An 11692-nucleotide genomic window follows, 5' to 3' on the forward strand; every position below is an offset into this window, starting at 1 on the left:
TCAGGCCGGGTAACAGAAGCCTCACCTTCAGGACACAGCTGATCGATTCCCGCACGCCACGGTCCTCCCCTCGCTAGCGTCACCACAGACAGCGGGGGGAGAATCGTGATCAGAGGTAACGAAAGAGACGAAGCGGCAGGCCCGGTCGAGGCGCTCCACGACGCCTACGCGCAGGCGCTCTACCGGTACGCGTGGTCCCTGCTCGGTGGTGGCGCCCCGGGCGATCCGGAGGACCCGGTCACCGAAGCCGTCCACGAGGGGCTCGTCGCCGGAGTGCTCCTCGAAAAGAAGCTCCGCGACCCGGCCGACCGCGGTCCCTGGCTCTACGCCCTGGTGCGGGCGGCCTGTCAGCGCCGCGGCTTCGCGCACACCTGCCCCTACACGCGACTGGCCACCATGCCCGCCGAGACCCCGGTGGCGCACATGTTCTCCCGGCTGCCCGCCAGCCACCGCGAACTCGTCGAACTGAATCTGCGCCACGCGATGCCCGCCTCCGCGGTGGCCCGGGTGCTGGGGCTCGAATCGCGGATCTGCGGCGAACTCTCCCGTTCCGCGATCCGTCGCGCCGCGGAGGGCCTGAACCGGCCGCCCGAGTCGGGCGAGACCCCCTCCTGGCGGAACCAGGTCCAACAGGTCTCCTCCGCCCTGTCCCTCCTACGTCCGCCCGGCGCCCCGCCCGGCCTGCGCGAACGTGTCGTGCACACCTGTCTGGCGCCCGAGGCCGCCGAGGAGCGCAAGCGGATCTCCGCGGCCATGCACCCGCTCACCGAGGACGGCTACCCGGCGCACCGCGCCCGCGCCGCCGGCGGCGTTCCCATCGAGGAGGAAGAGCCGGACGAGGCCCTGGTCCCGATGCCTCCCACCACGCCGCGCCCCCTGCCGGGCGACCGGATCACCACCCAGGACCAACCGCTCCACGAGGACACACGCGCACCACTGCCCGCCCCCGACCACGACCCCGCCTCCGAGGCCCTGCCGGAGCGGAGGCGCTGGTCGCTGCCGGCCGTCTCCGGCCTGGCCACCGTGGCGGTCGCCCTGGGATTGTGGTGGTGGGCCGGGATGGCGGGCGCTCCCCCGATGACGATCGACGCCGGCCCCGCCGAGACCGGACGCGGCCACGACGGTTCCAAGACGGAGACGGTCTCCACCGCCTCCGAGAACAAACCCGGCGTCGACCCCTCCCCCGAGGTCGAGGCCGCTCCCACGTCCCCCGACCCGGAGACCAGCACGGGCACGGCGCCGCGGTCGACCGAACCGGACTCCCCCGTCGCCCCCGAGGACGGGCAGGGGCCCGAAGACGGCCCGGGGCAGGAACCCGATCCGCAACCAGGTCCGCCCGAGGCCCCGGAGGACGAGGACGACACGGCCCCGCCGCCCGAGGACGACGAAGCCCCCGATGAGGAACCCGGGGGCGAGGAGCCCGGCGACGGCTCCGGCGGTCTTTTGGGAGGGCTGTTCGGGCTGCTCTTCGGCGAGAAGTGACCCGTGGGCGGGATCAGAAGGAGACGAGGAGGCGTTCGGCGGTCACGTGCAGCCGCTGCTCGACCTCTTCCAGGTCGCGCCGACCCTTGAGCACCTCCACCAGCTCGAAGATCCACACGCTGGTCAGCGAACCGGCCAGGACGTACTCGGTGCCCTCACGGTCCACCTCGTCCACGGAGGTGGTCTCCTCCACGGTGTCGGCGGGACGGGCGGCGACGAGGTTTCCGGTGGCAACCCGCCACACCAGGTCGGTGATGCGCACGTCCAGCTCCATCTTGACCTCGGCCATGATCAGCGAACGCACCAGCGCGTCGGCCAGCTCCGGCTCGCGCATGAGTCCGCGGGTGGCGCGCAGCAGCACGTCGACGGCACGACCGGCGGCGGTGTCCGAGATGGGTGGGCGGCGGACGATGCCGCCCTCCAACAGGTCGAGTTCCTCGGTGACCACGGCCACGACGAGGTCCATCTTCGAGGGGAAATAGCGGTAGAGGGTGCCGAGGGCGACCCCGGCGCGCTCGGCCACCGAGCGCATCTGCATCGCCTCGACGCCGCCGCGCACCGCCAGGGCGGCCGCGGTCTGGACGATACGCCGGCGACGCTGTGTCTGGTTCCGCGTCATCGTTCCGATCGGTGCCTGCACCGCCACTGGGTCTCTCCCCTTCATCATCGATCCACCACGAACGCGGTGACCGAGAGCCGCCTCAAGGCCGGCGAGACACCGCCGACCGTCATGAGAACACGTTATCTAACGCTTTCCCTCGTAGGCAGCCGTTCGAACCCAAGATCCACACCTCATCGCCCGACGTGACAGAGGCAATACGAGATCATGACGGAGATTTTCGGGTCGATCGCCCACCAAGGTAGAATATGTTCTACTTCGTCGAACACCTATCGGCTGGACCACAATCGCCCGACTTTGTCGGCACTCCGCCCGAAGGCCCCGGGATCCCCTTCCCTAGAATCGAACCAGATTCGGTTTCCAGCGGAAAGGCCGTGCCCACAATGCGCGAGGTTCCCCCGGTCGAAGACCTGGGCGAGGGGTTGTGGAGCATCCCCGTACCCGTCCCCCACAACCCGATCGGCTTCACTTACGTCTACGTCCTCTCCGCCACCGGCGGCCCCGTCCTCATCGACACCGGTTGGAACCACGACGACTCCTGGACCGCGCTGGTCGAGGGCCTGGCCCGGACCGGCCACGGCGTCGACGAGGTCCAGGGCGCCGTCGTCACCCACTTCCACCCGGACCACTCCGGCCTGACCGGCCGCCTGCGCGAGGCCTCCGACGCGTGGATCGCCATGCACCCCCGGGACATCGCCATCCTGGAGAACCTGGCCGGACAGGCCCCGGAAGAGCGCGCCGCCTCGATGGTCGCGCAGATGACCCGCGCCGGGTTCCCCGCCGAGGACGTGGACGCCTTCCGGGCCTCCCCCACGGTCTTCCGATCCCCCGCCATCCCCGACCGGACCCTCGGCGACGGTGAACCGCTCGACATCCCCGGGGTGGCCCTGCGCGCCGTGTGGACCCCCGGACACACCCCCGGCCACCTGTGCCTGCACCTGGCCGATCGGGACCTGTTGTTCACCGGCGACCACGTCCTGCCCCGCATCACCCCGCACGTGGGCCAGTTCCCCCTCGACTCCACCAAGGGCGACCCGCTCGGCGACTTCCTGTCGTCCCAGGCGCGCACCGGACGCCTGCCCGACGCCGAACGCCTGCTATGCCTTCCCTCACACGAGCAGCGCTTCACCGGATTGCCCGAGCGGACCCGGGCCATCATCGACCACCACGAGGAGCGCCTGGCGCGGATGGCGGACCTTCTCCGCAAGGGCCCCACCACCCTGTGGGAACTCACCTCCGGCCTGGAATGGCGCCGCTCTTGGGAAGACATGCGCGTCTCGGCCCGACACATGGCCACTTCCGAGACGGCCGCCCATCTACGCACCCTGGAGGAGCGTGGTCTGGTCGAACGGGACGGTTCGATGGAGCTGCCCCGGTGGGCCACCATCACCTGAACCGACCACCGGGAATAGGATCCCTCTAGCCGAAGCCCGGCGCCGACCCTGAGTGAACTCGCGAGTAACATATGGGTGCGCCCACACAGACCCGACGGCGACCATCCGACGGGCGAGACCCGCGACCGGCCCGAAGGCGAACGGCGGCTGCCGGGCACGCGACCCAACGAAGAGGTGGACTCTTGACCCAGTCGGGCACAAGCACGGGACCGACCCCAGGGCCGTCCGGCGGGCGCCGCCCCCTGCGCGTCGCCCTCCTGTCGTATCGGAGCAAACAGCACGTGGGCGGACAGGGCGTGTACGTACGCCACCTGTCCCGCGAACTCGCCGCACTCGGCCACCAGGTCACCGTCTTCTCCGGCCAGCCCTATCCCGTCCTGGACGAGGGCGTCACCCTGGAGAAAATCCCCTCTCTGGACCTGTACAACGACGCCGATCCCTTCGCCACCCCGCCCCTCCGCCAATGGCGCGACTGGATCGACGTCCTCGAAATCGCCACCATGTGGACCGCCGGGTTCCCCGAACCGCTCACCTACTCGCTGCGCGCCAACCGCGAACTCCGCCGCCGCCTCGACGAGTTCGACGTCGTCCACGACAACCAGACCCTCGGATGGGGCCTGCTCGGCATCCAGTCCGCCGGCCTGCCCCTGGTCACCACCATCCACCACCCCATCAGCGTCGACCGCCGCATCGAGCTCGCGGAGGCCAAAGGCCTCCAGAAACTCTCCAAGCGACGCTGGTACGGGTTCGTGAAGATGCAGGCCCGCGTCGCCCGCCGACTCGACCCCATCCTCGTGCCCTCCCAATCCTCCGCCGACGACATCGCCCGCGAGTTCGGGGTCGACCCGGCCACCATGGAGGTCACCCCGCTGGGCGTGGACACCCGTTACTTCCACCCGCGCCCCGACGTGGAACGCATCCCCGGCCGCATCGTGTGCACCGCCAGCGCCGACAGCCCGCTCAAGGGTGTCGCCGTCCTGCTGCGCGCCGCCGCCAAACTCGCCACCGAACGCGACGTCACCCTGACCATCGTCAGCAAGCCCCGCCCCGGCGGTCCCACCGACCGTCTCGTCGACGAACTCGACCTGCGCGACCGCATCCAGTTCGTCAGCGGCATCGACGACGAGGAACTGGGCCGCCTCATCGCCGGCGCACAGATCGCCGTCGTCCCCTCCTTCTACGAAGGCTTCTCCCTGCCCGCGGTGGAGGCCATGGCCTGCGGTACCCCGCTCATCGCCAGCCACGCCGGAGCCCTGCCCGAGGTCGTCGGCACCGACGGCGACGCCGGTCGCCTCATCCCCCCTGGCGACCCCGAACTCCTGGCCGCAGAACTCGCCTCCCTGTTCGACGACGACGCCGAACGTGAGCGCATGAGCGCCGCCGCCTGGCGCCGTGTCCAGGAACGGTTCACCTGGAAGGCCGTCGCCGAGCTGACCGCGCAGCGCTACGCCTCCACCATCACCGCCGTCAAAGGGACCGGCCCCGGCGACGACCACCGACCCACGCCCGTGCGGGCCCGCGCGAACGGCGCCTGACCCGGCAGGTCGCGCACACCCAGACCCGCAGCACCATCCCTAGGGAGCCTCCACTGATCACCGTCGACTTCAACCTGTTCCCCGTCGGCCCGGGCCAACGCGTTCTCGACCTGGGCTGTGGTGGTGGCCGCCACGCCTTCGAGGTCTACCGCCGCGGCGCGGACGTGGTCGCCTTCGACCAGAACGTCGACGATCTCGCCGAGGTCGAGACCATGTTCGCGGCCATGGCCCAAGAGGGTGAGGCCCCCGCGTCCGCCAAGGCCGAGACCGTCAAGGGCGACGCCCTCGACATGCCCTTCGACAACGACGCCTTCGACCGCGTCGTCGCCGCCGAGATCTTCGAGCACCTGCCGCACGACACCGCCGCCATGAAGGAGCTGTACCGGGTCCTCAGGCCCGGCGGCATCGCGGCCGTCACCGTGCCCAGCTTCCTGCCCGAACGCATCTGCTGGGCGCTCTCGGAGGAGTACCACACCAACGAGGGCGGCCACATCCGCATCTACACCCGCGCCGAGCTGGAGGCCAAGCTCAAGGCCACCGGCTTCGAGATCGGGCCCCACCACCACGCGCACGCCCTCCACGCGCCCTACTGGTGGATCAAGTGCGCTGTGGGCACCGACGACAACGACCACCCGGCGGCCAAGGCCTACCATGACCTGCTGGTCTGGGACATGCTCCAGGCCCCCAAGGTGACCCGGATCGCGGAGAGACTCCTCAACCCGATCATCGGCAAGAGCGTCATCGTGTACGTCCGCAAGCCGCTCGCGGCCGACGTGTCCGACTGATGGCCACCGCACCCGCGCCCAACGACCCCGACGCCCTCCACCTCCCCGGGATCCTCAGCACCGAACAGCTGTACCGGTCCGCGGACTACCTGGTGCACGCCCAGGAGCCCGACGGCGCCATCCCGTGGTTCCCCGGCGGCCACGCCGACGTGTGGGACCACGTGGAGTGCGCCATGGCCCTGACCGTGACCGGGCTGCTCGTGCCCGAACACGCCGAGGCCGCTCGGCGCGCCTACCGGTGGTTGTCGACGAGCCGCCACCCGAACGGCGGTTGGCCCGCCAAGTTCCGCCAGGGAAGTCCCGTCACGGGGCTGCGCGAGGCCAACCACGCCGCGTACCCGGCCGTGGGCGTGTTCCACCACCTGCTCACCACCGGCGACACCGCGTTCGCCGAGGAGCTGTGGCCTACCGTGGAGAGCGGGCTGGAATTCGTGCTGGCGTTGCGCGGCGACCACGGGGAGATCCTGTGGGCCCGCGACGAGGACGGATCGCCCGGCGACCACGCCCTGCTCACGGTCTGCTCCAGCGTGCACCACGCCCTGCGTTGCGGCGCCTCGCTGGGCGCCCGACTGGGTCGGGAACGGCCCGAGTGGGACGCCGCCGCCGACCGGCTCGCCGTCCTCATCAACGACCGTGAGGAACTGTTCGCCGACCGCTCCCGCTTCTCGATGGACTGGTTCTACCCGATCCTGGGCGGAGCGGTCCGGGGGGACGACGCCAAGGCGCGCCTCGCCGACCACTGGGACACCTTCGTCGTGCCCGGTCTGGGCGTGCGCTGCGTCAGCGACCAGCCGTGGGTGACCGCCGCGGAGTCCTCCGAGCTGGTGCTCACACTGACCGCCATGGGTGAGACCGACACCGCGGTGCGCATCCTGCGGGAGGTCCAGCACCTGCGCGACCCCGACGACGGCGTCTACTGGACCGGCTACCAGTTCGCCGAACAGGTGCGCTGGCCGGTCGAACGCAGCACCTGGACGACCGCCGCGGTCGTACTGGCCGTGGACGCCCTCACCCGCACCACCCCCGGTTCACGGGTGTTCCTGCACAGCTGGGACACCGAATCGGTGGTCGTCTGAGGGTTCACACGACAACGGCGAGGGCCCCGCACCGATTCGGTACGGGGCCCTCGCCGTGTGCGGACGCTAACCGTCCTCGCTACGGGTCGTCGGTGGCATCTCGGGGATACCCGGATCCTCCGGCCATCCCGGGTCCTCCGGCACTTCCGGGATCTCCGGATCTTCAGGGATCTCCGGGATCTCGGGCTCCGGCGGCTCCTCCGGTTCCTGCGGTTCCTGAGGTTCCTGCGGCACCTGAGGTTCCTGGGGTTCCTGCGGTTCCTGGGTGGCCGGGTCCGGCGCCCAGTTCTCCGTGGTGCCGTCGAACGCCGGGTCCGGGAACGAACCCCGGTCGTACCCCTCCATCGCGCGGCTCATGTACGAGTTCCACATCGATGCGGGCAGACCGCCACCGGAGATGTTGTGCCCCGGGATGCTGAAGCTCTCGTTGTTCCCGCTGTACACACCGACGGCCGTCGACAGCTGTGGGGTGTAACCCACGAACCAGGCGGCGACGCTGCCATCGGTCGTACCGGTCTTGCCCGCGACCGGGTGGTTCGCCAACTGCGCGGCGGTACCGGTACCGCCGTTGACGACCCCCTCCAGGGCGTGGGTGACGTCCGAGGCCGTGGTCTCCTCCAGAGCACGGTTCTCGGCCACCTCGGGCCGCTCGTCGTCGCCCGCCTGGTTCACGACCTCCTTGACGACGTGCGCCTCCATGTGCACACCACCGTTCGCGAAGGTCCCGAACCCGCTGGCCTGGTCGACCGGGCGGACGCTGCTCGCGCCCAACGGCATGACCGGCACCAGCTGGTTGTCGTCGATGCTGCCCTCGGGAAGACCCACGTCGTAGGCGGTCTGTCGGACTTCCTCGAAGCCGACCTCCTGCGCCAGTTCGACGAAGCCCAGGTTGTTGGAGACCTGGGTGGCCTGGGTCAACGTCATGACCCCGCCGGGAGCGTTGCCCGCGTTCTGCACCCGGGACCCTTGGACGTCCTGCGGACCACGACCGTCCACCGTGGAGTTCAGGCCATAGCCCTGTTCCAGGGCGGTGGCCAGCACGTACGGTTTGAACGCCGAACCGGCCTGCGCGGCGCCCAGGAAGGCGCTGTCGTACTGGTTGGCGACGTAGTCGTGACCGCCGTAGAACGCCTTGACCTCACCGGTGGCGGGGTCGATGGTGGTCAGACCGATGTTGACCCCCTCCGGGAGGGTCTCCGGTGCCACCATCGCCTCGACCGACTCATAGGCCGCGTCCATCATGCCCTTGTCGAAGGTCGTGACGATCTTGTAGCCCTGCCGGTTGATGTGGTCCTCGGTATAGCCGAGGTCCTCCAGTTCACTCAGCGCTTCCTGGAGCATGTAGCCGTTGTAGCCGCTGATGTCGCCGCCGGCCATCGGCTTCTCCGGCTCGGGCGCGGGGAACTCCATCTGGTCGGCCTCGGCCTGGGTGATGGCCTCTGTCGTGACCATGCCGTTGATGACGTACTGCCACCGGTTCTCCATCGCGGGCGTGGTCTCCACGTCCGCCTGACCGAACCGGGTCGGCTGCTGAATGGCGGCGGCCAGGAAGGCCGATTCCTCCGCGGTGAGCTCGCCGACGTCCTTGTGGTAGTACGCCTGAGCGGCGGCCTGGATGCCGTAGGCCTGACGACCGAAGTAGATGGTGTTGAGGTACTGCTCCATCACCCACTCCTTGTCCTCGTTCTGGTCCACCTTGATCGCGATGATGATCTCTTGGACCTTGCGGGCCACGGTCTGCTCCAGGGACACCCCTTCGTAGTAGTTGCGCACCATCTGCTGAGTGACGGTCGAGCCACCCTGCACCTGCTCACCGGTGACCGTGGACCACACCGCGCGCGCGGTACCGCTCACCGACACACCCGGCTCGGTCCAAAAGCCCCGGTCCTCCGCGGAGATGACCGCTTCGACGACGTGGTCGCCACCGGCGGTCATGTCCTCGTAATCGACCACCTCACGGTCAGTACCGCGGTAGGCGAACTCCGTCTCACCATCGGCGAAGTAGAACGTCGATCCCTGCTCGACCGCGTCGGCCTTGGCCGCGTCCGGGATCTCCACCGTGGAGTAGAAGAACGCGAACACGCCGCCGGCCACGATGATCATCAGACCCGTGACCACCAGGAACACGCGCAGGATGCGCCACCACAGCGGCTTCTTGGGCTTCTGCTTCTTATCGTCCTTGGATCCCTTGTCACCGGGGCCCTTCGGACCACCCGGACCGCCGGGTGGGCCCTTGGGCCCACCGGGGCCGGCCGGGCCACCGGGACCACCGAGACCGCCGGGAACGGCATGTGCCGAGGCGGGCGAAGCGGCCGCGCCGGCGAGCCCGCCCGCGGCGGCGGCCGAGGGGTCATCGTCCTTGCCCTCGCGGTCCGACACGTAGTCGGAGAACCGCCGAGGCTGCGGCCAGATCTCGTCATCGACCGGAGCCGCCTGTTGCTCGGTGGTCCGGTCGGTGTCCTCGGGAACCTCCGGCTTCTCCTCCGGTGGAGGAGCGGAGAAAGCGACCGCGCCGGCACCGGGCGCGGGCATGGCCTCGGTCCGTTGGTCCTCGTCGTCCGCTTTGGATTCGGTCCCCACCGCTTCGGTGGCCGTACCCTCGTCTGGTTCGACGTCGGTCTCTTTGTCGAGTCCGTCGTCGGATCCGGTCTCCGAGGGCGGAGTGAAGGGCAGCGTCTCGGGCCCGGCGGTCGCGTCGGCCGCGGCCAGCGGAGAATCCACCCCGTCCGGCCCCGTGGGGCCCTCAGCGACCTCCCCGGGTTCGGGATCGTCTGTCTCGCCCTCTTGTGCGGGGCCCTGCTCCTTCGGCTCCTCAGCAGCGCTTTCGGCGCTCTCGCCACTCTCGCCGCTTTCGGCGTCCGTCTCGCCCTCGTTCGCCTGAGCGAGGTTCGGGAGCGGGAAGACACCGGTCGCCTCGTTGTCGGGATCCGTGGTTTCGGCGCTCTCCGTGTCCTCCGTGTCCTCCGTGTCCTCCGTGTCCTCCGGGGCCTCGGCCGCGAAGGGGGCAGCGGAGGTGGAGGGCTCGGAGTCCGAGTCGCCAACGGCCTCAGTAGCGGTGTCGGAGTCGGCCTCCTCGGAGTCACCGGCCTCCGGGGCGTCCCCGGGTTCGGTGTTCAGCTCGGAAGATGGAACGTCGTCCATTCCGTAACCCTGGGAGGCCAGGTTCTTGGCCACCCGATCACGGAAGAATGTTCCACTGGTCTTGAATGCGGAGGCCCCACCGGCGATGAATTCCGGTTCGGGAGCGTCATCCCCTCCGGGATCCGCCTCCGGTTCTGCGGGGGGAGACCCCTCGGATTTGTCATCACCGGTAGTGGGTACATCACCCTGGGGCGTCGCTTGACTGGACAGTTCCTCTGCAGAGGCATCGTTCGTCTCCGGCGTGTTCGAGTCGGGACGCTGTCCATCCGTCCCGCCCTCGCCGTGTGTGCTCTCGCTCAGCTCCCCGCCCCCATGACAAATCACGTCCGGCACCGTGCCGTCCTGGTGTTTGACGCGCGAGTACCCCTGATCGGTTCAGTTCGAATCAGGACTGAAGCGGTATCCCGGGGAAAATCGCCACCATCGCTCCACCCTCACCGCTACGATACCCGCCCGTAACTGTGTCAAGGTCGAATCCGTAACCGCACGGTGACTTCTTACCGAGGGCTTACCCTCGACCGGCGTGTCACATGGTGTTGGACGGATCACCATGTGCTCCAAGGGGAGAACGCCCCCTTGGATCCGCGAGAACCGCGTCGGATCAGGAGGTACGTTCCAGGACCCGCATGGAACCGACCAGGCGGATCTCCTTGAACCGTCCGGTCTCCAGGGCGCGGCAGTAGATGTTGTACGGCGGACGCCCCCCGTCCTCCGGATTCGGGAAGACGTCGTGGATGACCAGCACACCGCCGACCGCGATGTGCGGGGTCCAGCCCTCATAGTCGTTCTGGGCCGCCCGCTCACTGTGGCCACCGTCGATGAAGAGCATGCCGATCTCCGTGCCCCATACCGTCGCGACCGCCGTGGAGGCCCCCGCGATCGCGATGACCTCCTCGTCCAGCCCGGCCCGGGTGATCGTCCGCCGGAAGTGCGGGAGCGTGTCGAACTTCCCCGTCTCCGGGTCGATGAGGGTGGAGTCGTGGTACTCCCACCCCTCCTGGTGCTCCTCCGACCCCCGGTGGTGGTCCACGGTGATGACCTTGGCACCCGCCATCCGAGCCGCCGCACCGAGGAACACGGTGGACTTGCCGCAGTAGGTGCCGATCTCCACGATCGGGCCGTGGCCGGCATACGCCACAGCCGTCTCGTACAGGGCCAGGCCCTCGTCCGTGGGCATGAAGCCCTTCGCCGCTTCAGCGGCCGCCAACAGCTCCGCCGGGATTGTCTTCGTCATGCCGCGATTGTCCCATTCCCCGCCCCCACCCCGATCCCGTTATCCACAGCCCGAAACTCCGACCTGGCCCCGAGAGCGTCCGACATGGTCCTCTTGTATAGGGGGGACCTCGGTTTCCACCGACTTCGTGCTGCCCAAAATCTGGCTTGGAGGCGGCGTCAGGCGCCGGGCGCCGGGCGCCGAGTGCCGGTGCCGGATGCCGAGGGGTGGACCTCGGGTGAGTGCGTGATGCGTCTGAGGAGGCCGAGAGACCTGAGGTTGTCGGGCGTCTCATGGGTGTCTGGTGGGGACGCCTGAGGTAGAGCCCCTTGGGGTTGTGGGGTGGGGTGGGGTGAGCGTGTGGGGCGACTGGGGTCGTTTTCCTGGAGGTTGTCGGGCGTGTGCCGGGTTGTTGGTGGTGCGCCTGAGGGGGTGTCCCTGCTGGTT

Annotated in this window: 8 protein-coding genes; 5 read left to right on the top strand and 3 right to left on the bottom strand. The window is 69.3% G+C overall.

Annotated features, from left to right (window positions below):
• Nucleotides 1-105: 105 nt before the first annotated feature.
• The gene (locus BQ8420_RS13355; RefSeq protein ID WP_087098909.1) at nt 106-1482 is read left to right on the top strand and encodes a hypothetical protein; all 1377 of its coding nucleotides are present in this window, start codon (nt 106-108) and stop codon (nt 1480-1482) included.
• Nucleotides 1483-1495: 13 nt separating this feature from the next.
• Here the strand turns inward: BQ8420_RS13355 and BQ8420_RS13360 are convergent, their stop codons facing one another.
• The gene (locus tag BQ8420_RS13360; RefSeq protein ID WP_087098911.1) at nt 1496-2128 is read right to left on the bottom strand and encodes a TetR family transcriptional regulator; all 633 of its coding nucleotides are present in this window, start codon (nt 2126-2128) and stop codon (nt 1496-1498) included.
• Nucleotides 2129-2484: 356 nt separating this feature from the next.
• Between BQ8420_RS13360 and BQ8420_RS13365 the strand changes: the two genes are divergently transcribed.
• The 4 genes from BQ8420_RS13365 (at nt 2485) to BQ8420_RS13380 (ending at nt 6891) form a co-directional block, all read left to right on the top strand.
• The gene (locus BQ8420_RS13365; protein WP_087098913.1) at nt 2485-3495 is read left to right on the top strand and encodes an MBL fold metallo-hydrolase; all 1011 of its coding nucleotides are present in this window, start codon (nt 2485-2487) and stop codon (nt 3493-3495) included.
• 182 nt (nt 3496-3677) lie between these two features.
• A complete protein-coding gene (locus BQ8420_RS13370) occupies nt 3678-5030 on the top strand; it encodes a glycosyltransferase family 4 protein (RefSeq protein ID WP_087098915.1) in 1353 nt (450 codons plus the stop codon).
• Nucleotides 5031-5083: 53 nt separating this feature from the next.
• The gene (locus BQ8420_RS13375) at nt 5084-5815 is read left to right on the top strand and encodes a class I SAM-dependent methyltransferase (protein WP_087098917.1); all 732 of its coding nucleotides are present in this window, start codon (nt 5084-5086) and stop codon (nt 5813-5815) included.
• Entirely contained in the window at nt 5815-6891 is a 1077-nt protein-coding gene (locus BQ8420_RS13380; protein ID WP_087098919.1) for a prenyltransferase, read from the top strand. Before BQ8420_RS13375 ends, BQ8420_RS13380 begins: the two co-directional genes overlap by 1 nt.
• Nucleotides 6892-6957: 66 nt before the next feature.
• Here the strand turns inward: BQ8420_RS13380 and BQ8420_RS13385 are convergent, their stop codons facing one another.
• Complete coding sequence (locus tag BQ8420_RS13385; protein ID WP_087098921.1) at nt 6958-10365, bottom strand: transglycosylase domain-containing protein; 3408 nt, start codon at nt 10363-10365, stop codon at nt 6958-6960.
• 268 nt (nt 10366-10633) lie between these two features.
• A complete protein-coding gene (locus BQ8420_RS13390) occupies nt 10634-11266 on the bottom strand; it encodes a class I SAM-dependent methyltransferase (protein WP_087098923.1) in 633 nt (210 codons plus the stop codon).
• Between the last annotated feature and the right edge of the window lie 426 nt (nt 11267-11692).

This window comes from Nocardiopsis sp. JB363 (genome assembly GCF_900143625.1).
In the GTDB taxonomy this organism is placed as follows: domain Bacteria; phylum Actinomycetota; class Actinomycetes; order Streptosporangiales; family Streptosporangiaceae; genus Nocardiopsis.

Excerpts from the sequence above, each read along its gene's own strand:
- BQ8420_RS13390 (WP_087098923.1), bottom strand. The coding sequence starts at position 11,266 with ATGACGAAGACAATCCCGGCGGAGCTGTTGGCGGCCGCTGAAGCGGCG.
- BQ8420_RS13380 (WP_087098919.1), top strand. The coding sequence starts at position 5,815 with ATGGCCACCGCACCCGCGCCCAACGACCCCGACGCCCTCCACCTCCCC.
- BQ8420_RS13365 (WP_087098913.1), top strand. The coding sequence starts at position 2,485 with ATGCGCGAGGTTCCCCCGGTCGAAGACCTGGGCGAGGGGTTGTGGAGC.